We start from the raw sequence: 22,025 nt of genomic DNA on the forward strand, positions 1-22,025 counted from the left end.
TCTGCAAATTTAGAAAATTAAAGTGCTTCAAGTCGGTCTAAAATCAATTGATATTCGATAATACTTTCTCTACAAATTGGTAGAATATAATTTAATCTTTCTTTTATAACATCTTCTGATTCATTTCTTTGCGCTTGTTTTTCAAGTTCTGCAATTTCGTCTATGCAATTAACGCCCATTAAACCAAAAGAAGATTTTAAAAAATGACAAATAGATTTTACCGAATCATAATCAACTTTAGTTAAATTTTCTTCTAAAATGTCAATTCTGGGAGCAGTATCAGATAAATAAACGCCAATAAGCTGAACTAAAGAATCTTTATCCGAAGCAAAGTATTCTTTAAGCGAAGTTAAATCAACAACATTACTGGTTAAAATATTTTGAATATTCATGTTTTTTCTTAAATTAGAGGGCCATACCATAATAAAGTGCTGCAAATATAAATAAAAAGTTGTAACTAACTTTGATTGATATTTTTATTAAGTTTGTTTTTGTAGAAGATATTTCTTTTTAAAATAGTTGGTTCCCTTGATTATTATGATTGATTAAAAAAATATATATTTTTGTAATCTATCATAATCGAGTAATATTAGCAATTTTGAGCCTATCAAATATTTTTTCTCCAAAATATCTACGATTGAGTTTGTAAACAAACTCATTTAAGTATAATTGCACGTATTTCTTCTTGATTTTATGATAATTTATTGTAAAATTTCGTTTCTTATTACTAATTGCAACATGCACCCAACTTACTATTTCTTTTGTTGTTTTAGTAGTAGATTTATCACCTATATGTAGCTCAACGTAATTTTCAATAGTCACATAATAGGTACTTTTATCCATAAAAACAATGGTTTGCTCTCTCTCTCTCTCTCTCTCTCTCTCTCTCTCTCTCTCTCTCTCTCTCTCTCTCTCTCTCTCTCTCTCTCTCTCTCTATTCATTTTCTAAAAGTTTCATCTCCACCTTCTGCATCGTAATCTTCTAGAAATTTAGTCTTAAAACAGCTACATTGTCTCTCTATCTTTCCTGTTTCTATATTTTAAAGAACAGTACTTTCAGCGATGACCATAACATTAGATTTTGTTTTATACCAAATTAAGAATGCCAAATTTGAACTTAGTAAGCACGGATATACTGATTCTTTTCCTTTAAAAATAAAAAGAATGCTCGGACTTTTAATACCAGCACTTTCAGAGAAGAAAAGCCATTTGCAAAAGGAGTATACTTTTTAGATACTCTTTTTGGAGTTTCTTTTGGGGTAAAATTTTAAACTATTTTAAAACTAGCTAATTTTCTTTTTTATCATTTTCTGTAAAAAGACACTATTTGGCAATGTCACCTCTTCGTTTTCAGTTGTTTTTATCTGCACAAAGAAAAGGCAGATATCACTTATTCTACCTTCTACGTAGTATTCTTTGTCTATGATTTGAATCGTATCATCTAATTTTGCGGTATGATTAAAAAAGATAATCATACCAGATGTAAGATTTGACAAACGAGACCATTGGACAAATAACGCGATTCCTATTACGGTTAGAACAGAAGCCATGAATAAAAATAATTCTGATTGATCTACGCCCCAAATAGAAAGAATGAAAATTAAAATGATTGATATTAATACTCCTTTAAAAACTTTTTTGATAATTTTTCCTTGTGTTTTTTGCAATAAACTTTTATGCACAGCTCTGTCAATTATTTTAATGATTACTATTCGAATAATAAAAAAGAGTACAATCTAGATTATGGTTTCAAATGTTTTAATTTCTGCCATATTCAACTAATTTTGTTTTAATTTCTTGTTAAATAAATACTGATATAAATTCAAGATACTTAGTTAAATTATATTTTTTTAAATACAATTCAGACTAAAAGAAATTAAATATTTGTTATAATTACGTTTGATGAGTTTCAACATATTTTTAGATAGTAACTCTTTAAAAGTGGTTTACTTTATTTCATAATCAATAAGTATATTTTTAATTCCTTCTTGATAAGAAGTTACTTTAAAACTTGGGAATCTTTTCTTAAATTTAGTGGAATCAAATATATTGTCAATAGCATATCTAGGAAGTAATTCCTGCGTTTCCTTTATGTTTTCATTGAAAAACGAAGCTATTTTCAATACAAACGAGTTCAATATCCAATACTTTATGGTTCTGCCTAATTGCGTTGATATTTCAGCTAATATGCCTTTACACGTGAGTCGGTTGTCATCACAAGGAAGATGCCAAGTCTGTCCGTAAGCATCTGGCGTATTTCCAATAAGCGCCATCGCTTTACTTGCATCCGGAGTATAAATGAGGGTTCTTAATACTGTGTCTTTTAAGAATACTTTTGGGTTTTTATCAATTTTAAGATTTTCAAAAATAAGGGAATTAGTAAGCCCTTTTGTTTTACCTGGACCATAAAATTCAGGCGCTCTGCAAATCACAGCATTGATTTCCTCGCAGTTAATGGCATTTAATAATAGTTCAGCTGTAACTTTCTTGGCTTTCCCTTTCTTTCCTTCCGATTTTAAAAGAGTATTTTCTACCTGAATTTCGCTATCTTGAGAATATGCATAGGTATTATCAAAGTAAACAAGTTTACAATTATTTATTTTACACGCTGATATTACATTTTGCATAATTTTTGCCCAATCTGACAACCATACTTCCGATTTATAGGGAAGGCCAACGGTTAAGTATGCGATTTCTGAGTTTTCTAACGCTTTATGAACTTCCTCCAAATTAAGCAAGTCAGCTTTAAATAAAATATCGTTTGCATTTACTTTTTTAGGATTTCGTCCAACTAATTTAATTTCAGTTGTGTAATTAGCGCTTAATTCTTTTGCTAATTCTTCTCCAATTATTCCGTTTGCTCCTAAAATTACTTGCATATTATTTTTTTAAATGAAGTTTGAGGGAAACAAGTTCATCACACTTTTTTCACATACGTATTTAGCGAAGGTATCTTTTTCATATTTAAAAACAAGTTAAATTAAATCTAAGAATGTATTAATTTCCTCTTTTGTTGTAAAAAAATTAGGACTTACTCTCATATTTTCGCCTTGTAAAGTTGCCAGAACATTTTTAGCCAGTAACTTTTGATAAAGCTTTTTAGTGGTTTTTATTGAATCGGTTTTAAAATGAATAATTGCACTTCGATCTTCCTCTTTTTTTATGGGTGATATAATTTGATATCCTTTTTTTAAAAGTCCATCAATAATAATATCTGTGTTTTCGATCGCTTTTTTATAAATATTTTCAATTCCGATTTTAAGTAGTAATTCTAATCCTGCAGACCAAGCATCAAATAGGGGATAGGCAATAGTGCCCGTTTCAAACTTTCTAGAATCTTCATAAAACGAAAGTTCGTCATATATTCTTTCGGCTGCGTACATTCCGGGTAAAACCGGATTGATCATTTTCACAACTCTTTTACTAACATATAAAAATCCTGTTCCGTGCATGCCAAGAAGCCATTTAAAACCACAACCAGAAAGCACATCAATTTGATCTTTTGCAACATCAATCGGGATTACTCCAGCGGCTTGTGCAGCATCCACAACAAACAAAGCATCGTTTTCATGCGCAATTTTTGCGATTGCAACTAAATTTGGTCTAAAACCACTATTAAATCTTACAGCAGCCATCGTCACAACTCGGGTATTTTTATCAATTAGTGTTTTTACAGCCGCTGGCTCAAAACTTTGATCTTCGTTTACTTTTGCAAACCGAATTTCAATACCTTTTTTTTGAAGATGTAACCAAGGATACGTGGTATTCCAATGTTCGTTTTCTGGAATTATAATATTGTCTCCTTTTTTAAATTTGATTCCTTGTGCTACAATTCCTAGACCAATGCCAGTACTTGTTGTTAGCGCATATTCATCGGCAGAACCACCTAATAATTTTGATAACGGAACTCGAACTTTATCACGATTAAAACCTTTTTTACCGATAAGCTGTAGTTCTGTTTTTAAACAGTTTTGAAGTTTATTATACACTAATAAATTTAGAGGCGATTGTGAGGCACTGTTTAAATAAATTGCTTTTTTGGTAACCGGAAAAAGTGCTCGAATTTCTGCTATATCCATAATTTTATATGAATGATTTTTGATTTTGCTAATACTTATTTACTCGTTCAATAATTTTTTTATTTCGGATGCTAATTTGTCAATATTTCCTTCTGAATTCCCAACTGAAATATATCGAATTACGCCTTTTTTATCAATTACAAAGTTTTTAGGAATAGAACCTGTTGCATATTGATCTCAAATTTTTTGAGTTGGATCAATACCTACATTAAAATAAACTCCTTACTTTTTTAACTGCAACATTTTTTCTGAACCTTTTCTTTATTTTCTCCAATAGAAATAGGAATTAAAACAAAATCTTAACCCTCAAAAGGTTTTAATATTTTTTTCGGAAAATCAGAAAATTCTATTAAACAAGGCGCGCACCGAGTTGCCCAATAATTTAAAAGAACAACGTTGCCTTTCAGGTTGGATAATGTAATTTTTTCACCGTTCATCATTTTTACAGTAAAGTCGCTTGCAACTTCATTAACATGTAATTTAAGCTCGTCAATTTCTTGCTTCTTATCTGTATTTTTTGGGCTTGAAACTATTTCTTTCTTCCGGATTAATAATTCCTGCTCCTTAGAAACGGCTATTTGAAGTATAAAATCTTTATCGCCAATTTTGTTTCCAAAATTTTTTGCAAGTTGATTTCGTTCTTCTTGAGTTGCACCTTTATCCATAGATTTTATGGCGCCATTTTTACCAGATGCTTCAAGTTGTTCTTTTGTAATAATCTCATTGTTAACAATAATCACATATTCAGGCTTTTTTATGCTTTTTTCTTGTCCGAAGAAAGTAAATCCACAGAGGAAAAATAGCAGTAAAATAGTTTGTTTCATGTTTTTTTTTAAAGTGTTAGCTAAGTTATGCCTTTTTTAGTTTCAAAGTAAAAAAGCCGTAAAAGGATTTTCATTTTACAGCTTTTTTAAATTTTTTCCTTTTGGAAGAGTAAGATATGTTTTAATTTCTGTCAATTACACTTCCAGAACCAACAGATTTTGTATCAATGCTTGAAGGTTTTCCTTTGTAATAAACGTTTCCAGAACCTACTATTTTTACTTTAATTTTTGTTTTAACAGTTGAATTTACACTACCAGAACCGGCAATATTTACGCTCAAGCTATCGGCATTAAGACCATAGGCTTTTATGCTTCCTGAACCGGCAATAGAGGATGTTAATTCGTTTGATTTCCCTATCAATTCAATGTTTCCAGAACCGCCAATATTTGCGCTAATTTCATTGGCGTCCACTTTTAAAGTAATGTTTCCAGAACCCCCTAAAGCAACAGCAAAATCTTTGCTTTTTATAATTTCATTACTAGTAATATTTCCAGAGCCAGCTAAAGAAACTTTCTCTATACTTTCAAAATAAACTGTAATTGTAAGTCTTTTTGTGGTGTTAATATTTGTGTTTTTCTTGAATTTTATTTGTAAAATATCGCCCTCAATTTCAGTTTCTATATACGGAATGATATTTTCTTCGCCTTCAATCGTAATTTCACCTTCTTTGCCTTTTACAAGAATAACATCAAAAGGACCTCCAACCGCAACGCCATCATAAGTAGAGGTAGTTCTATTTACGGTCACTATTTTTCCGTTTCCTTTAATTTTTTGGTTATTTTGTGCACTAATAGCAAAGGTTCCTGTTAAAATAAGTGCAATTAAAATAATTTTTTTAAACATGATTTTATGTTTTTTTGGTTGATTTTTATTAATATTCTGTAATTGAAACACCTCCATATTGAGATCTTATTTTTAGTTTAGAATTAGAATTTCCTTTTCCAAATTTACCTTCGTAATAACTTTTTGTGGGTTTTGATATCTTTTTATAAAACTCCATTTTATCATTTTTACCTTTAAAATCAGCATATTGCAAATCTAATTCAAAATCGAAAACAGCATCACTTTCAACGTTTATTTTAACACCTGTGTATTCTGCATCAATTGCTACTTTTCCGAAACCTTTTACTAATTTTTTTACAGAAATAGAACCGTACTCAGTATCAATGACTAAGTTTTTTTTGATGGTTCCAAAGCTCATACTTACATAATCAGAATTTCCGTCCACACTGTTGGCTTCTTCAATACTTATGGAGCCATAATCAGCATTAAAATTGATGTTACCAACGGTTCCAAATTTTAAAGTTGAATAATCGGTATTTATTTTTAAATCTTCAGATTTATCGATACTAATTTTAGAGTAATCAACATTTATATTTCCACTTTTTATGTAACCAATGGTCGATGAATTGCAATACTCTAGATTAATATCGTTGTTATTTGCTGTCAATTCTCCCACCGAAATTTTGCCGTAATCACAATTTATGGAAGCCTGTCCAGATAAATAATCTAAATAAATACTGCCATAATCATTGTATAAAGCTACCGAATTAGATTTTGGCATTTTTACGATGTAATTAATTTGATAAATAATGTTGCTGCTTTTTTTCCAGAAAGACCAGCTTTTTTCTTCTTTTTCAAAGTTGGTTTTTGCAGAAACAAAATTAGAAGAAGCTTCAAATTGAATATTAATACTTGCAAGTTTATCTTCAACGCTGTCTAAATCATCACCTTTTACAGTAATGACAACCTCGATTTCTACGCTGTTTTTATCCCAAGTGGTGATATTTAAATTTCCGTATTTATTATTAATAAACACTTTAGCATCCGTATTTACAGAATATTCTTTTTTGATAATTTTCTTCTTTTCCTGCTTTACACTACTAATAGTTGCTGACGTAATTAGCGGAAAAAGTAAAAAGAGTAAGGCAATTTTATATATAGATTTCATCTTTTAAAAGGTTAAGATTTTTTATTTCTTCAATTTGTTTTAATACATTTTCTAAAATTTCTAAACGTTGTTGATAATTTTGAATCATCTCACTTATAATTTGTCTAGAGTTGCCCTCAATATTTAGTTCTTTTACAAAAGCTTTATAACTGTCTTCTAATTCTTCCAATTGCTCCAAAGCACCTTCAATTATAACTTCTGTTTCTAAACTTCTGTTTTTTTCAAGGACTTTTAATTCTTGATGGATTGTGGACACAAAATAGTTTTGCACTTCTTCCATTTTAGGAGAAATATCCGCCAAATCCATTTGTTTTTTTTGATGATTGCTGCCCAGCCAAAAGCCAAAAACTAGAATAATGGATGCAGCAGCACTTAACCATTTCCAAGAAGTTTTGGCATTCTTTTTTGTTTGATTTAGTTTGCGTTCAAAACGTTTTAAATGTCCGGAATGTAGCTCTTGAAAATCAAAATTATTTTCAGAAAAAAAAGCATCTATTTTATTTTCCATGTGCTTGTCTTTGTGTATTTTCTGCAAGTAACGCTTGCTTTAATTTTTTCTTTGCTCTCGAAATTGTGGTTCTAACATTCTCGTTTGTATAATTTAAAATTTGTCCAATTTCCTCATAATCATAACCTTCTATCAAATTTAAAGTAAGTACAACTCTGTAATTTTCTTTTAAAGTTTGCAACGTATTTAAAACACTTTTAGGATTTAAACCTTTATAATCAATAGTTTCATCTTCAATTTCAACATCAGCAATCACTTCCATTTTCACTTCTACAAATCGATTATTTTTCTTTAATTGTGTTAAACTTTTATTAATCACAATGCGTTTTAACCAAGCTCCAAAAGCAACTTCGCCTTTGTACGAATCTAACTTTGTAAAAGCAGTTAAAAAAGCTTCTTGCATCATATCCTCTGCCTCAAAACTATCTTTTAAAATTCTGTGTGCAGTGTTATACATAGCGCTGTAATAGGCTTTGTATAGATGTAACTGCGCGTTTTTATCAAACTTTTTACAGCGCTCTACAAGGTTGGTTATATGTGGTTGATTGGTTTCCAATAAAACGGTACTATGTTAAAGACTTAGTTGTTTTTGAGTTGTTACAGTTTAACAAAAATAAAAATACTATTTTTTATAGTTAGAAAATTAAAAGATATACTTTTAATTAAATTCCTTTGGCATAACAATTGAACTAATTAAGATGGATAATTCCTATTTAATTTTTAAATATTTAGTTATCAGTATTTTATAAATATAATACTGATATTGGTTTTTGATGTTAAAGAAAATCAATGTCACAATGACATATATACAACATATGAGCAAATCAAAGATTATAAAGTTAGACAGTTTGTCGTTTCAAAATATCATGAACGAAGATTCTGAATTAATTCCATTAATGACGCCAGAAGATGAAGAAATCATCAATAAAGAAAGCGTTCCAAAAATATTACCAATTCTCCCGTTAAGAAATACTGTGTTATTTCCAGGAGTTGTAATTCCGATTACGGCTGGTAGAGATAAATCAATTCAATTAATTAAAGACGCTAATAAAGGCGATAAAATTATTGGAGTCGTTGCGCAAAGAAACGAAGATGAGGAAGAACCAACGTTAAAAGATATACATAGAACTGGCGTTGTGGCACAAATTTTACGTGTTTTAAAAATGCCTGATGGGAACACAACAGTGATCATCCAAGGAAAAAAACGTTTTGAAATTGAAGAAATTATTCAAGATGAACCGTATTTAAAAGCAACTGTAAAAGAAGCTTTTGATGATAAGGTTATTGAGGATAAAAAAGAGTTTGAAGCGATTATAGATTCTATTAAAGAACAAGCTTTAGAGGTAATTAAAGAAAACCCAATGTTGCCTTCAGAAGCTTCTTTTGCAATTAAAAATATTCATTCGGATGCCTTTTTGGTCAATTTTATTGCATCAAACATGGATTTAAGTGTGATGCAAAAACAAATTATTTTAGAAAAAGACAATCTAAAAGAACGTGCATTGCTTACTTTAAAGAGCTTAAATAAAGAGCTTCAAAAATTGAAACTGAGAAATGATATTCAGTCTAAAACTCGTGAAGATTTAGATCAGCAACAACGTGAATATTATTTAAATCAGCAATTAAAAACGATCCAAGAAGAATTGGGAGGCGTTTCTAATGATGGAGAATTAGAAGAAATGCGCGTGCAAGCTAAAAAGAAAAAGTGGACTAAAGAAGTTGGCGATACTTTTGAAAAAGAATTGGCACGTTTGCGAAGAATGAATCCGCAAGCTTCAGATTATGGCGTTCAAAGAAGCTATTTAGAATTGTTATTAGAATTGCCTTGGGGAATTTTTTCAAAGGATAAATTCGACTTAAAACATGCCGTAAAAGTATTAGATAGAGATCACTTCGGGTTAGAAGACGTTAAAGAAAGAATTATTGAACATTTGGCGGTTTTAAAGCTAAGAGGAGATATGAAATCACCAATTATCTGTTTATATGGACCTCCAGGAGTTGGTAAAACTTCCTTAGGAAAATCGATCGCAGAAGCTTTAGGACGAAAATACGTTAGAATGTCTTTGGGTGGTTTGCGTGATGAAGCAGAAATTAGAGGACACAGAAAAACCTATATCGGAGCAATGCCAGGTAGGTTGATTCAGAACTTGAAAAAAGTTGGAACATCAAATCCTGTTTTTGTATTGGATGAAATTGATAAATTAAGTAATAGTAATCAAGGAGATCCATCATCTGCAATGTTAGAGGTTTTAGATCCTGAACAAAATGAGGCTTTTCACGATAATTATTTGGAAGTTGGGTACGATTTATCAAAAGTACTTTTTATTGCTACCGCGAATAATTTAGGCCAAATTCCTTGGGCTTTGCGCGATAGAATGGAAATTATAAATGTTACAGGTTATACTATTGAAGAAAAAATTGAAATTGCGAAAAGACATTTGTTACCAAAACAATTAAAAGAACATGGCTTAACGGCCAAAGAAATAAAACTTGGCAAAAAGCAATTAGAACAAATTGTTGAAGGCTATACGCGAGAATCTGGTGTTCGTGGTTTGGAAAAACAAATAGCAAAAGTGGTGCGTTTTGCAGCAAAATCGATAGCTCTAGAAGAAGAATATGATATTGTTTTATCATCAGAAAAAGTGGAAGCTATTTTAGGTACACCAAGATTTAGAGATAAATCTGAAAGCAATGATGTTGCAGGTGTGGTTACAGGTTTAGCTTGGACAAGTGTTGGAGGTGATATTTTATTTATAGAATCTATTTTATCTAAAGGAAAAGGAACGCTTTCTATTACAGGTAATTTAGGAACTGTAATGAAAGAATCTGCAACAATTGCGTTGCAATACATAAAATCGAATGCTGAGGAATTCGGAATTAATCCAGAAATTTTAGAAAAGTATAATGTACATATTCACGTGCCTGAAGGCGCAACGCCAAAAGACGGACCAAGCGCAGGTGTTACGATGTTAACATCTCTAGTTTCTTCTTATACTCAGCGAAAAGTTAAAAATAAGCTAGCCATGACTGGCGAAATTACATTGCGTGGAAAAGTATTGCCTGTTGGCGGAATTAAAGAAAAAATATTAGCTGCAAAAAGAGCTAATATTAAAGAAATAATTTTGTGTAAAGAAAATGAAAAAGATATTTTAGAAATTAAAGAAAGCTATCTAAAAGGCTTAACTTTTTACTATGTTACAGACATGAAACAAGTAATAGAATTAGCACTCACAAAGCAAAAAGTAACCAATGCTAAGAAATTAGTATAAATTTAAAAAGCCTCTTTTCTAAACTCAGAAAAGAGGTTTTTTTTAAAATAATTTCATCAAGATAAAGTAGCTAATTTTAGCTTAAGTTCTGTGTGTTTGTGAGATCGTTAGGATTAAATCTTGGTTCTAAGAGTGAAACAATCTTGAGCTTTTTATAGACAACAATAATTTAGAGACAAAATCTCCAACTAATTTTTTGAACACTATCAGTGTAATAAAGTACTTAAAAACAAATTACCGCTAAAATTTCTAAAATTCTTTAGTTAATTAGTACTGTTTCGTTAGTTAAAATCTTCCATTTTAATAAGTATTCATAGTATCAAAACAAAAAAAGCTCCAAATTGAAGCTTTCTATTTTAGATAAATCATTTTTAAGAAATTAAGAAATACCTTTTTTATCGTGATTCTTATAGAATTGCATAATGATAAAAGAACCAATTACAGACGAAGCAAAACCCTCTAGTACCAACGTTAGTATAATTTCTGCTAACGACAAATCTCCAGCAATTAAAAATGAATTCTGCATTACTTGCATAAAATCAGGGTTAATAACTTCTAAATACACAACTACGCCAATAATGGATAAAGCTACTGCCAAGGCTGAAGTCTGAATTCCAACTCCTAGATTCGTAGTAAATTCGGTTACCTTATTCGTATAAATATTTGTTTTTATCGCTTGATGAATTCCAATTATTACGAAAACAAGATTAAAGAACCGAAGGAATCCATTATCAGCAAGTCCTAGAAACTTGCTTAAAAAGAAGAACCCTCCGATTAAGACTGAAATTAATAATGCATTCGTAATAATAATTTTTTTAGTAGACATAAATTCTATTGAGTTTGGTCAAAGATAAGGTTTAACAAATAGAACGATCTTAAATAAAATTTAAAGCCCTTTTAAAAACCTAAGAAGTTACAATATTATTAATCTTTTCTAATTCATTCGGCTCAAAACTAGTGTTTTCTGTAGCTTTTATAATGTCCAAAATTTGTTCAGTTTTACTTGCGCCAATTAAAACAGATGTAATTCTTTCATCCTTCAAAATCCAAGAAATTGCCATTTGAGCCAGCGTCTGATTTCTGTTTTTAGCAATTTCATTCAGCGCCTTAATTTTAGGAAGCATGTCTAATACCTGATTTGTATTTAAAAACGGACTGTCTTTTACTGCTCTCGAATCTTTTGGCAAACCATTAATGTATTTATCAGTCAACATTCCTTGTGCTAAAGGCGAAAAACAAATAGCGCCAACTTGTTCTTTTCCTAATAAATCTAACAACCCATCTTCAATCCATCTATTAAACATGCTATAATTTGGTTGATGAATTAAACACGGCGTTCCTAAATCTTTTAAGATTTTAAATGCTTTTTCTGCTTCTTCTGGCTGATAATTAGAAATACCGACGTACAATGCTTTTCCTTGGCGAACCATCAAATCTAAAGTGCCCATAGTTTCTTCTAAAGGCGTATCATAATCGGGTCTGTGGTGATAAAAAATATCAACATAATCCAATTTCATTCTTTTTAAACTTTGATCTAAACTAGCTACTAAAAACTTTTTAGAACCTAAATCTCCATAAGGTCCTGGCCACATTCCGTAACCCGCTTTTGTAGAAATAATTAATTCGTCTCTATAAGATTTGAAATCTTTTTTTAAGATTTTACCAAAGTTTTTTTCAGCAGAACCAGGAGGTGGCCCATAATTATTTGCTAAATCGAAATGAGTAATTCCGTTATCAAAAGCACATTTTAATAACTCTCTAGAATTATTAAAATTGTCATTTTTTCCAAAATTATGCCATAAGCCTAAAGAAAGTTCAGGCAATAATAAGCCACTATTTCCTGTTCTTCTGTAGTTCATTTTCTCGTAGCGATTTTCATCAGCTAAATATTTATCTTTTTTACTCATAATTTTGACATACTTTTTCTAAATCCTAAAGCTGCTAATAAACCAACAATAGGTATAATTGTAAAGGTGGTAAATAAATTTTGATATTCAATAATTGTAGGATTTTCGCCTAACATATATCCATTAAATAAGGACATAAATATGTCTGGTGTAAAACCAACTACAGAAATAATACCAACTAAAGTTCCTGTGAGTTGCAAAGGTGTTTTTGTTTCTTCAATAATGGCAAAATACAAGCCTCTTAAAGAATAGGTGCCAAAAGCCATAAAGATAAAAATTGTAAATGATAAAAAGATAGGTTGCTCGTTAAAAAAACCAAAACCTAAAATTACAGATGCAAAAATAAGTACAGAAAAACTTGGTACAATCAATTTTGATGGTAAAAATTTATCTGCAATATAACCGATAGAAATTGCTGCAATAGGTCTTAAATACTGAATAAAAACAGCAAAATAAGTAGCTTCTTCTAAACTATAATTCCACACATCTTTGGCATAGGTTCCATAAACTCCGGTGAGTTTATAAGAGCAATAAGCGCAGAAAATAATTGTGGAGTGAAAGATTACTTTTTTTTGTTTCATTAATAAAAAAGCTTCTTTAAAATTAAATTGAAACTCTTTATTATGATCACTATCATGAACCTGAGAAGCTTCTTTTTCTTCCGGAATTACTTTCCAAACTAAAAACGCAATTAAAAAAACGATACATGTAATTGTCCCTATAATGTATTGTAACGTTGCTACTTTATGTTCAAAAGTGATTTCTTCTCCTTTTTGAGGAAAAAAGAAGGTTAAAATTCCTGCTCCAGATAACGCAATTGTAGCAGCGAAAAAGCCTCTTCCACCATCTAATAACCCAAAAGATAAACCTTGGTTATTTTGATTTCCCCATTGTCTAGTTGCTTTAATCAAAGAAGCCCAAAACAACAAAATTGTAGAAACTCCCCAAAAAGCGTATAATATTTTTAGGGTAAAAATCGAGGGAATTTTAGTTAGCCAAAAGCCACCAAAAGCTGTTAGGAATAATGAAAGGGATAATAATTTACGAGGTTCCCATTTATCAGCAATAAAACCACCAAAAAAGTAGGAGAGAACAGCCGTAATTCCATACAAAGCTTGTGCTTCTCCAATTTGAGCATCAGAAATTAAAAAGGCATCTCTAATTACAGGCTTAAAAACGCGCATTAAAATGAAGGGCAATAAAAAGATAGCTTCGCCTGCAATAATCAGGGCAAACATTGCAGTTACTTTAGATTTTTTTGGCAAATTGAATTGATTATAGTTTAAATGTACGAAAAGAATAGTAATCAGCATCCAGTCACAGTGTTCAGTGAGTATTTTACTGCCAACTGAAACTGCCAACTGAAAACTATTTCAAAGCTTCTTTTAAAATTGTTATTGGGTGTTTTGCAATGCGTTTTGTGCCATCAAAAATTTGATGTCTACAACTTGTTCCTGCTGCTGCAATTTCTGTGTCAGCATTAAAATTTCTAACTTTTGGAAACAACGTGTCTTCACCAACTTGCATACTCACTTTATAATGTTCTTTTTCATATCCAAAAGAACCTGCCATTCCGCAACACCCAGTATTTAAAATAGTTACGGCGTAATTAGTTGGAATGTTTAACATTTTAAAACTTGCAAAAGTTCCGGATAATGCTTTCTGATGACAATGTCCATGAATTTTTATTTCTTTTTTTTCTGATGTAAAAAGAGCGTCCGTAATATTCTCTTTTTCGATTTCTTTGGCTAAAAACTCCTCGAAAGTAAACACGTTTTTTGCAATTTTTTCTGCGGATGTTTTATCAGTTGCCAAACGAATATACTCGTCTCTAAAGGTTAAAATAGCCGAAGGTTCTATTCCTATTAAGGGAATGTCATCTGTTATTATATCTTTAAAAATAGCAATATTATTGTTGCAAATTTTCTTCGCTTCTTTTAAAAATCCTTTAGAAATATGACTTCTTCCACTTTCATCATGGGCAATATTTTTAACTTCATAACCCAATTTTTCCAATAAAATAACGGCATCTTTTCCTATTTCAGCATCGTAAAAATTAGTGAATTCATCTTTAAATAAATACACCGCCTTTTTAGATACCTTAGGTTGATGTTTCTTGAACCAACTCTCTAAGGTCTCATTTGCCAATTTAGGAACTGATCGCTCAACAGCCACGCCTAAAACTTTTTTCATCAAAAGTGAATTGGTAAAAAAGTTCGTAATTCTGGGTAATTTACTTCCTAATCTATTGTATTTTGCATTATTTGCAAATAGGCTGTTTCTAAAAGAGTAGCCGTTTGTTTCCTGATATTGATACAGAAATTCTGCTTTCATAGTTGCAATATCAACATTACTTGGGCATTCTGATGCACAGGCTTTACAACTTAAACAGAGGTCAAACACTTCTTTTAATTCCTTGTGATCAAATTTATTTACCTTGTCAGAATTTGTTAAAAATTCACGCAGCGTATTTGCTCTTGCTCTGGTAGTATCTTTTTCGTTTTTTGTGGCTCTATAGCTAGGACACATGGTTCCGCCGGCTTCTGCTGGTTTTCTACAATCTCCAGAACCATTGCATTTTTCTGCTAATTTTAAAATTCCTTCACTATCAGAAAAATCCTGAATGGTTTCAATTTCTGGTTCTATTCGGTCAATTTCGTAGCGTAAATTTTTATCCATCGAAAAAGCATCCGTAATTTTTCCTTGGTTAAAAACATTGTTCGGGTCAAATGCTTTTTTAATACGTCTTAATAATTGATAATTTTGCTCACCAATCATCAACGGAATGAACTCTGCACGCACAATTCCGTCTCCATGTTCACCACTAAAAGAACCTTTATATTTCTTAACTAATTCGGCAGTTTCTGTCGTTATTTTTCTAAATAAAACAACATCTTCTTTTTTCTTTAAATTTAAAATAGGACGTAAATGCAATTCTCCAGCGCCTGCATGTGCATAATAAACGGCGCTTTGCTGATATTTATCCATGATTTGGGTAAATTCCTGAATATAATTTGGCAAATCTTCTAAAGCCACGGCGGTATCTTCTATACAAGCAACCGCTTTCATATCGCCAACAATATTTCCTAAAAGGCCTAAACCTGCTTTGCGCAAATTATGCACTTTTGCAATATCGCTGCCGTATACTTTTGGGTGATGATAGCCAAAATTATTTTTCTCTAAATCTGCAATCAAAGTGTCTGCTAAAATTTCTGTTTCTTCAAGCGTATTTGCAGAAACTTCTAACATTAAAACAGCTTCTGGATCACCTTGTAAAAAGAACCTGTTTTTTGCAGCTTCTCTATTACTTTTTGTACAATCTAAAATGGTTTTATCCATCAATTCACAATTGTATAAATTGTGTTTCATGGCGGTAACAGTAGCCAATAAACTTTCATTAATACTTGTAAAATGCGAACAAACCATGATGCTTTCTTTCGGAGGTAAAACATCTAATTGTACCGTTATGCAAGTTGAAAAAGCCAAGGTTCCTTCACTTCCAGAAAGGAACTTTGCAACATTGATGGTTGGTTGGGTTCCTCCAAATAAATCCGAAGTTAAAAACTCATCAACTGCATAACCGGTATTTCTTCTGTGAATGGTTTCTTTTGGAAACTGTTCTTTAATTTCTTGTTGATTTGCCTTAGAAGAAAGTTCTGTGTAAATGGATTTATAAATCTGTCCTTCGAGTGTATTTTCTTTTGTTTTTCTGATGAATTCTTCGGATGAAATTTCTTTAAAAATAGCGGTGCTTCCATCACTTAAAATAGCATCAATGGCTAGCACTTTGTCGCGCGTAACGCCGTATTTTATAGAGGTACTTCCGGATGAATTATTACCAACCATTCCGCCAATCATACATCTATTTGATGTTGAGGTGTTTGGTCCAAAAAATAATCCGTAAGGTTGTAAAAAAAGATTTAAAGAATCTCTAACAATTCCGGGTTCTAAAGTGATTGTCTTCGCCTTTTCATCAAAAGAAATAATATTGGTAAAATGGGTAGAAACGTCTACTACAATTCCGTCTCCAACACATTGCCCTGCAAGAGATGTTCCTGCGGTTCTAGGTATTAACGTAACGTTATTTTTAGTCGCAAAATCAATTAAAGTTTTAATGTCTTTTTCATCCTTTGGAAACGCAACTGCTAACGGAATTTTACGATACACTGAAGCATCCGTGGCGTACAAAGTTTTGTGTAAATTGTCAAAAAGAACATCACCAGAAAGTGATTTATGTAAAGTTTCTAAAGTAGTAGTGTCAATCATTTTTTACAATGGAATTTGAGTGTCTTTTTCTACTACAAATATCGCTAAAATTATTTTTATAATAGAATAAACAAAGTTGTAATCTAAAGTTTTACGAGTTTTTAAATATATCTGTTTAGATTGCTGCTTTTATTATTTTTAGTGCATTCGTTTAGCCTATTTATTTTAAAATTCTCATTTTTATAAAATTTTGTAGGGATAAATTGCAAGTTTTATCTATCAGACTTTATATGTACATCCATTTGCGGAAAAGGAATGGTAGTATTGTTTTCGATGAATTTTTGGTTTATAACCATTCTAATATCACTTTTCATTCTATCTGCACCAAAAATAGCACTACTATAAAAAAGTACTTGAAAATCTAATGATAAGCTTCCAAAATTCACAATTCTTGCTTCAATAAATTTAGTGCTATTAACTTCTGTATGCTCTCCGTCGCTATCTTCAAGAGTTTTAATAACTAGTTAAAAATCAATTCTATAAATTGTGCCAACTTCAATTCTGAATCTATTTTGTCTTGTTTGATGACCCCAATTAATCACTTTATTTGTGGTAATTAAGGAATTCGGAATGATCGTAGAAATATCACCTGTATTTAGTTTTTTAGAGGTTCGCAAACCAATTTCTTGAATTTTAAAATGTTTCTGTCTATTTCTAAAACATCGCCAATTTTAATAAATCTTTTAGAAAGTAAAAATGACGCCGGAAATAACATCGTTAAGCGTTTGTTGCAAACCTAAACCAACACCTACTAATAAAGCCACAGAGCCAGCTACTAAAATAGAAATTTTGACACCAAATGACTCTAAAATAAAACCAAAAGCAATGATCCAAATGATATATTTTATAATTTGATATTAAGACGATATACTTCCTTTATCAAATTTGTCTAAATTTCTATTCCGAAAAACAGCTTTAGTAATAATTATAATCAGAAGAACCAGAAACAAAGAGCCAACTTTTAAGTGATACGTTCTAATATTTAAAAGTTAAAATTCTAAAAATTTGTTTATTAAATCGACGGTTTTTTAAGTAATGACGATATTAATCATCAGCGAATTTAAATATTTTTAAGTTAAAAAATCTAAATTATTTTAGAGTATTATGCCGCCTCGTATTTTAAATGACCCTTATAAACCTTCTTTTAAATGGCGCTAATCAACAGCTTAAAAAGAGATCTATTACGTCATTAAATTTTGGAATTATTACTATTTATAGTTTTGTAAAATTTAAAGTTGTCTGTTCAAGTAAGTAATTGAAATTAATTAAATAGAAAGTATTTGAATTGTTATATTTGTTAATAATCAAAATTTTACTATAAATGAAAAAACTATTGGTATTCTTTCTGTTCATTTCTATTTCAATATCAGCACAAGAAGTTGATTTGTCTTATTATTTGCCAAACAATGTAACTTACAATAAAAATGTTCCAACTCCTAAAGATATTATGGGACATGAAGTAGGTGAGTGGCACGTTACCCATGATAAATTAGTGGAATATATGAAGGCTTTAGCGGCTTCTTCGGATAGAATTTCGATAGAAAATAGAGGAACAACTTATGAAGGAAGACCGTTGTTATTACTGACAATTACTTCACCAGAAAATCATAAAAACATAGAAAGTATTAGACAAAAGCATATCGATGCAACGGATGATCCTTCTGTAGATATTTCTAAAAACCCAATTGTTGTCTACCAAGGGTTTTCGATCCATGGCAACGAGCCAAGTGGTTCTAATGCGGCTTTGGCGGTTGCGTATTATTTGGCGGCTGCAGAAAATATTGATGCCTTGTTAAATAATACGGTGATTCTTTTTGATCCCTCTTTAAACCCAGATGGATTGCAACGTTTTGCATATTGGGCAAACACAAATAAGAGTAAAAATATCAATCCTGATCCTAATGATAGAGAGTATTCTGAGGTTTGGCCGGGTGGAAGAACCAACCATTATCAGTTTGATATGAACAGAGATTGGTTGCCAGTGCAATTGCCAGAAAGCAAAGTAAGAATTGCAAGTTTTCATAAATGGTTGCCAAATATTTTAACGGATCATCATGAAATGGGAAGTAATTCTAGTTTCTTTTTTCAACCTGGAATTCCGTCAAGAACAAATCCGTTAACGCCACAAATGAATCAGGATTTAACCAAAGAAATTGCAACGTATCATGCAAAAGCCTTGGATAAAATAGGTTCTTTATATTATTCCGAAGAAAGTTTTGATGATTTTTATTATGGAAAAGGTTCAACTTTTCCAGATATTAATGGAGGTATCGGTATTTTGTTTGAACAAGCAAGTTCTAGAGGGCACGCACAGGAAACAGAAAACGGAATCTTAACATTTCCTTTTACGATTAGAAATCAGTTTACAGCCGCTTTATCAACTTTGGAAGCAGCAAAAAATATGAGGGTAAAAATCTTACAATATCAGCAAGATTTTTACAAAGAATCTAGAAATACTGGAGAGAAAAAAGCAATTGTTTTTGGGGATGAAAAAGATGCGGCAAAAAGTTTTATGTTAGCAGAAGTTTTAAAACGTCATCAAATTAAAATTCATGAAGTAAAAGCTGATTTTACAGAAAACGGAAAAACATTTAAAAAGGGCTATAGTTATGTGGTGCCGATGAATCAGAAAAATCAACGTTTGGTAAAAGCGATGTTTGATGTTCAAAAAACATTTACAGACAGTTTGTTTTATGATGTTTCTGCATGGACGTTTAACCATGCATTCGGAGTTGATTACGCAGAAAACATATCACTTTCAAAAGCAGGAAATGAAATCACAGATTTAAAAATGAAGCAAGGATTGGTTTCATTTAAAAGTGATTATGGATATTTAATGCCTTGGAATGAATATTACACTCCAAAAGCCTTAAGCGCAATTTTACAAAAAGAGTTGCGAGCAAAAGTTTCTATGAAAAACTTTAAAAATGGTGGAAATTCGTATGAGTACGGAACGATTTTTATTCCTGTTCAAAATCAGAAATTAGACTCTGCAGAAATGTTTGAGTTTTTAAATCAGGTTGCAAAAGAAAGTAATGTTTTAATAACAGGAGTGACCACGGGTTTAAATGACGGAATTGATTTAGGAAGTGAAAATTTTAGCGCAATCACAAAACCAAAAGTAGCCATGTTGGTGGGCGACGGAATAACAAGTTACGATTCTGGTGAAATTTGGCATCTATTCGATCAACGTTTTGATATGCATATAACACGTTTAGATATGAGTTATTTTACAAGAACGGATATCAGCAAATACACGCATATTGTAATTCCGAGTAGTACTATTGATATAGCTGCAATTGAAAAATTAAAAACATGGGTGCAAAATGGCGGAATTTTAGTGGGTTATAAAAACACGGCAAAATGGTTGGCAAGTAACAAAATGATTAATCTTGATTTTGAAGATTCTAAAATCGATACTATTAAAAATGTATCCTTCGAAAATCGTTCTTTACAGTCTGGTGCACAGTATATTGGAGGTGCAATTTTTGAAGCGAAAATAGACAGATCGCATCCTATAAGCTTTGGATATAAGAATGAGAAAATAGCGTTATTTAGGAATTCTACGATGTTTATTAAAGCGGATAAAAAGAGTTATAACAATCCGATTCAGTATACTTCAAATCCTTTATTAAGTGGGTATATTTCAAAGGAAAATTCAAAACTAATTAAAAACACAGTTCCTTTTAAAGTACAAAGATTAGGTAGAGGTAGCGTAATAGTTTTTACAGATAATACAAACTTTAGAGCTTTCTGGTTCGGAACAAATAAGTTGTTAATGAATACTATTTTCTTTGGAGATATGATGTAGGGTTTTTAGTTATCAGTTATCGGTTATCAGTTATCGGTTATCAGTTATCAGTTATCAGTTATTGGTTATCAGTTATCAATTATCAGTTATCAATTATCGGTTATCGGTTATTGGTTTGCAGTTTTAGTTTGAAATTTTAGTGAGGATTTCTGATTGAGTGGAGTAAAAAGGTTTGTACTTAAATGATCTATTTAGTTTTTTTAATAAAGTATCAAAGTCGCAACGTTTTGGAGTTAAACTCTAAAACGTTGCGACTTTTAAATTCTAAAACTTATTTATGTAACAAAACAAAAAGTGAATCGTCTTATAAAATAACCAACCAATTATAAAAATGAGTTTCTTTAGAGTTTTATTTGCAATAATTTTTCCGCCATTATCAGTTATTGATAAAGGTTGTGGCTCGTTTCTTATTATTTTTTTACTTACACTTTGCGGTTGGATTCCAGGAGTAATAGGGGCTTTGGTGATTTTGAATAATCCAAAAAATTAGTTGTAAGCGTTTAATTTTCAGTTAACTAAAAACTAAGAAACCTGCTCTCCATTTTTAACCCCTTTAGAAGCTTGTAATAAAACAACATCTCCATCCGTATTATAAACACCTATAACCAAACATTCGCTCATAAAATTGGCAATTTGTCTCGGTTTAAAGTTGATGATTGCAGAAACTTGTTTGTTCAGTAATTCTTCTTTGGTGTACAAATCTGTTATTTGAGCACTTGATTTTTTAATACCTAAAGCACCAAAATCAAGGGTAAGCTGGTACGCGGGTTTTCTAGCTTTCGGAAAGTCATTTACTTCAATAATTGTTGCCATTCTTATGTCAACTTTTAAAAAATCTTCGAATGTAATTTCTTCTATCATATTTATTTAAAAAATGTATGTTTTGATGGATTGTTCTTAACAATTACAAGATTTAACAATTACTTTTTTCCTAATTTCTGAATTACCCACAAAGGGCCAATTAGTAAAAACTCTAAATCCTTTAAAAAAGAGGGTTTTGCGCCTTCTACTTTATGACCATAAAACTGACCAATCCACGCTAAAACAAAAATAATTATCGATGCATACAGTAAGTTTACAAAATTACCTAGCCAGAAGTTTGCAATAATACAGATTAAAATAACGAAGAGCATTTCTGTAAAATACCAAAATCCTAGTCGCAGGTAAAAAACAGAAATAACAAGGCCAACAACAACTGCCCAATTTTCTAAAAGCGGATTAGAAGCGTTAAATATATTTTCTAAAAAAGTAGTTGGGATGCTCATTAACAAACCAATTACACTAAAAAATATAAGTGGAACACAAATATAATGAATCGCTTGGTTGGTTTCATTTTGATGACTAACAGCATATTCATCAAAGTATTCTTTGGCAGTTTTCATATCTCTAAATTAAGAGTTTAAAGATAT

At 30.9% G+C, this 22,025-nt stretch carries 21 protein-coding genes and 1 pseudogene; 3 read left to right on the forward strand and 19 right to left on the reverse strand.

The window, feature by feature from the left end:
* Nucleotides 1-17: 17 nt before the first annotated feature.
* From BST83_RS04120 to BST83_RS04165, 10 genes and pseudogenes are all read right to left on the reverse strand, one after another.
* On the reverse strand, nucleotides 18-392 hold the full coding sequence (locus BST83_RS04120) for an Hpt domain-containing protein (RefSeq protein ID WP_104810780.1): 375 nt from the start codon (nucleotides 390-392) through the stop codon (nucleotides 18-20).
* A 181-nt stretch (nucleotides 393-573) separates the two neighbouring features.
* Nucleotides 574-1,082: pseudogene (locus tag BST83_RS20115) on the reverse strand (transposase); the annotation flags it as partial.
* Between the two features lie 201 nt (nucleotides 1,083-1,283).
* Entirely contained in the window at nucleotides 1,284-1,682 is a 399-nt protein-coding gene (locus tag BST83_RS04130; protein ID WP_170062734.1) for a mechanosensitive ion channel domain-containing protein, read from the reverse strand.
* 264 nt (nucleotides 1,683-1,946) lie between these two features.
* On the reverse strand, nucleotides 1,947-2,879 hold the full coding sequence (locus tag BST83_RS04135; protein ID WP_104808701.1) for an NAD-dependent epimerase/dehydratase family protein: 933 nt from the start codon (nucleotides 2,877-2,879) through the stop codon (nucleotides 1,947-1,949).
* A gap of 96 nt (nucleotides 2,880-2,975) precedes the next feature.
* The gene (locus BST83_RS04140) at nucleotides 2,976-4,079 is read right to left on the reverse strand and encodes an aminotransferase class V-fold PLP-dependent enzyme (protein WP_104808702.1); all 1,104 of its coding nucleotides are present in this window, start codon (nucleotides 4,077-4,079) and stop codon (nucleotides 2,976-2,978) included.
* Between the two features lie 299 nt (nucleotides 4,080-4,378).
* The gene (locus BST83_RS04145) at nucleotides 4,379-4,903 is read right to left on the reverse strand and encodes a TlpA family protein disulfide reductase (RefSeq protein ID WP_104808703.1); all 525 of its coding nucleotides are present in this window, start codon (nucleotides 4,901-4,903) and stop codon (nucleotides 4,379-4,381) included.
* A 121-nt stretch (nucleotides 4,904-5,024) separates the two neighbouring features.
* Nucleotides 5,025-5,747: a head GIN domain-containing protein gene (locus BST83_RS04150; RefSeq protein ID WP_170062735.1), complete on the reverse strand. Its 723-nt coding sequence runs from the start codon at nucleotides 5,745-5,747 to the stop codon at nucleotides 5,025-5,027.
* Nucleotides 5,748-5,775: 28 nt separating this feature from the next.
* Nucleotides 5,776-6,855, reverse strand: a complete 1,080-nt coding sequence (locus BST83_RS04155; RefSeq protein WP_104808705.1) for a hypothetical protein — start codon at nucleotides 6,853-6,855, stop codon at nucleotides 5,776-5,778.
* On the reverse strand, nucleotides 6,839-7,363 hold the full coding sequence (locus BST83_RS04160; protein ID WP_104808706.1) for a hypothetical protein: 525 nt from the start codon (nucleotides 7,361-7,363) through the stop codon (nucleotides 6,839-6,841). The genes BST83_RS04155 and BST83_RS04160 overlap by 17 nt, the downstream gene beginning before the upstream one ends.
* The gene (locus tag BST83_RS04165; protein WP_104808707.1) at nucleotides 7,353-7,919 is read right to left on the reverse strand and encodes an RNA polymerase sigma factor; all 567 of its coding nucleotides are present in this window, start codon (nucleotides 7,917-7,919) and stop codon (nucleotides 7,353-7,355) included. The genes BST83_RS04160 and BST83_RS04165 overlap by 11 nt, the downstream gene beginning before the upstream one ends.
* Before the next feature lie 259 nt (nucleotides 7,920-8,178).
* Between BST83_RS04165 and lon the strand changes: the two genes are divergently transcribed.
* Nucleotides 8,179-10,632: an endopeptidase La gene (gene lon / locus BST83_RS04170; protein ID WP_240614638.1), complete on the forward strand. Its 2,454-nt coding sequence runs from the start codon at nucleotides 8,179-8,181 to the stop codon at nucleotides 10,630-10,632.
* 379 nt (nucleotides 10,633-11,011) lie between these two features.
* On the opposite strand, the gene BST83_RS04175 is transcribed toward lon, so the two are convergent.
* The 7 genes from BST83_RS04175 to BST83_RS21370 all read right to left on the reverse strand — a co-directional run bounded on the left by BST83_RS04175 (nucleotide 11,012) and on the right by BST83_RS21370 (nucleotide 17,656).
* A complete protein-coding gene (locus tag BST83_RS04175) occupies nucleotides 11,012-11,458 on the reverse strand; it encodes a hypothetical protein (protein ID WP_104808709.1) in 447 nt (148 codons plus the stop codon).
* Between the two features lie 79 nt (nucleotides 11,459-11,537).
* Entirely contained in the window at nucleotides 11,538-12,539 is a 1,002-nt protein-coding gene (locus tag BST83_RS04180) for an aldo/keto reductase (RefSeq protein ID WP_104808710.1), read from the reverse strand.
* Nucleotides 12,536-13,777, reverse strand: coding sequence for an MFS transporter (locus BST83_RS04185; RefSeq protein ID WP_205853548.1), 1,242 nt, complete (start codon nucleotides 13,775-13,777; stop codon nucleotides 12,536-12,538). Before BST83_RS04185 ends, BST83_RS04180 begins: the two co-directional genes overlap by 4 nt.
* A gap of 130 nt (nucleotides 13,778-13,907) precedes the next feature.
* Nucleotides 13,908-16,805, reverse strand: coding sequence for an FAD-binding and (Fe-S)-binding domain-containing protein (locus BST83_RS04190; protein WP_104808712.1), 2,898 nt, complete (start codon nucleotides 16,803-16,805; stop codon nucleotides 13,908-13,910).
* Between the two features lie 212 nt (nucleotides 16,806-17,017).
* Nucleotides 17,018-17,191, reverse strand: coding sequence for a hypothetical protein (locus BST83_RS20420; RefSeq protein WP_240614639.1), 174 nt, complete (start codon nucleotides 17,189-17,191; stop codon nucleotides 17,018-17,020).
* A gap of 78 nt (nucleotides 17,192-17,269) precedes the next feature.
* Complete coding sequence (locus BST83_RS21365) at nucleotides 17,270-17,437, reverse strand: hypothetical protein (RefSeq protein ID WP_367889185.1); 168 nt, start codon at nucleotides 17,435-17,437, stop codon at nucleotides 17,270-17,272.
* Between the two features lie 51 nt (nucleotides 17,438-17,488).
* Complete coding sequence (locus BST83_RS21370) at nucleotides 17,489-17,656, reverse strand: hypothetical protein (protein WP_367889186.1); 168 nt, start codon at nucleotides 17,654-17,656, stop codon at nucleotides 17,489-17,491.
* A gap of 470 nt (nucleotides 17,657-18,126) precedes the next feature.
* Between BST83_RS21370 and BST83_RS04200 the strand changes: the two genes are divergently transcribed.
* Nucleotides 18,127-20,616, forward strand: coding sequence for a M14 family zinc carboxypeptidase (locus tag BST83_RS04200; protein WP_205853549.1), 2,490 nt, complete (start codon nucleotides 18,127-18,129; stop codon nucleotides 20,614-20,616).
* Nucleotides 20,617-20,947: 331 nt separating this feature from the next.
* Complete coding sequence (locus tag BST83_RS04205; protein ID WP_104808713.1) at nucleotides 20,948-21,106, forward strand: YqaE/Pmp3 family membrane protein; 159 nt, start codon at nucleotides 20,948-20,950, stop codon at nucleotides 21,104-21,106.
* 32 nt (nucleotides 21,107-21,138) lie between these two features.
* Here BST83_RS04205 and BST83_RS04210 read toward each other — a convergent pair whose 3' ends face one another.
* Both BST83_RS04210 and BST83_RS04215 read right to left on the reverse strand, forming a co-directional pair.
* Entirely contained in the window at nucleotides 21,139-21,477 is a 339-nt protein-coding gene (locus BST83_RS04210; protein WP_104808714.1) for a tRNA-binding protein, read from the reverse strand.
* A gap of 59 nt (nucleotides 21,478-21,536) precedes the next feature.
* Nucleotides 21,537-21,998 carry an Mpo1 family 2-hydroxy fatty acid dioxygenase gene (locus tag BST83_RS04215; RefSeq protein WP_104808715.1) on the reverse strand — a complete coding sequence of 154 codons (462 nt, stop codon included), beginning with the start codon at nucleotides 21,996-21,998 and terminating at the stop codon, nucleotides 21,537-21,539.
* Nucleotides 21,999-22,025 lie beyond the last annotated feature (27 nt).

The sequence above is a fragment of the Polaribacter filamentus genome, assembly GCF_002943715.1.
Lineage (GTDB): Bacteria > Bacteroidota > Bacteroidia > Flavobacteriales > Flavobacteriaceae > Polaribacter > Polaribacter filamentus.

Bases quoted from the DNA above. Each gene is read 5' to 3' on its own strand.
- BST83_RS04200 (WP_205853549.1), top strand. From the start codon at position 18,127: ATGAAAAAACTATTGGTATTCTTTCTGTTCATTTCTATTTCAATATCA.
- BST83_RS04135 (WP_104808701.1), bottom strand. From the start codon at position 2,879: ATGCAAGTAATTTTAGGAGCAAACGGAATAATTGGAGAAGAATTAGCA.
- lon (WP_240614638.1), top strand. From the start codon at position 8,179: ATGAGCAAATCAAAGATTATAAAGTTAGACAGTTTGTCGTTTCAAAAT.
- BST83_RS04175 (WP_104808709.1), bottom strand. From the start codon at position 11,458: ATGTCTACTAAAAAAATTATTATTACGAATGCATTATTAATTTCAGTC.
- BST83_RS04190 (WP_104808712.1), bottom strand. From the start codon at position 16,805: ATGATTGACACTACTACTTTAGAAACTTTACATAAATCACTTTCTGGT.
- BST83_RS04185 (WP_205853548.1), bottom strand. From the start codon at position 13,777: ATGTTTGCCCTGATTATTGCAGGCGAAGCTATCTTTTTATTGCCCTTC.
- BST83_RS04120 (WP_104810780.1), bottom strand. From the start codon at position 392: ATGAATATTCAAAATATTTTAACCAGTAATGTTGTTGATTTAACTTCG.
- BST83_RS04140 (WP_104808702.1), bottom strand. From the start codon at position 4,079: ATGGATATAGCAGAAATTCGAGCACTTTTTCCGGTTACCAAAAAAGCA.
- BST83_RS04210 (WP_104808714.1), bottom strand. From the start codon at position 21,477: ATGATAGAAGAAATTACATTCGAAGATTTTTTAAAAGTTGACATAAGA.
- BST83_RS04150 (WP_170062735.1), bottom strand. From the start codon at position 5,747: ATGTTTAAAAAAATTATTTTAATTGCACTTATTTTAACAGGAACCTTT.
- BST83_RS04180 (WP_104808710.1), bottom strand. From the start codon at position 12,539: ATGAGTAAAAAAGATAAATATTTAGCTGATGAAAATCGCTACGAGAAA.
- BST83_RS04160 (WP_104808706.1), bottom strand. From the start codon at position 7,363: ATGGAAAATAAAATAGATGCTTTTTTTTCTGAAAATAATTTTGATTTT.
- BST83_RS04155 (WP_104808705.1), bottom strand. From the start codon at position 6,855: ATGAAATCTATATATAAAATTGCCTTACTCTTTTTACTTTTTCCGCTA.
- BST83_RS04145 (WP_104808703.1), bottom strand. From the start codon at position 4,903: ATGAAACAAACTATTTTACTGCTATTTTTCCTCTGTGGATTTACTTTC.
- BST83_RS04205 (WP_104808713.1), top strand. From the start codon at position 20,948: ATGAGTTTCTTTAGAGTTTTATTTGCAATAATTTTTCCGCCATTATCA.
- BST83_RS04215 (WP_104808715.1), bottom strand. From the start codon at position 21,998: ATGAAAACTGCCAAAGAATACTTTGATGAATATGCTGTTAGTCATCAA.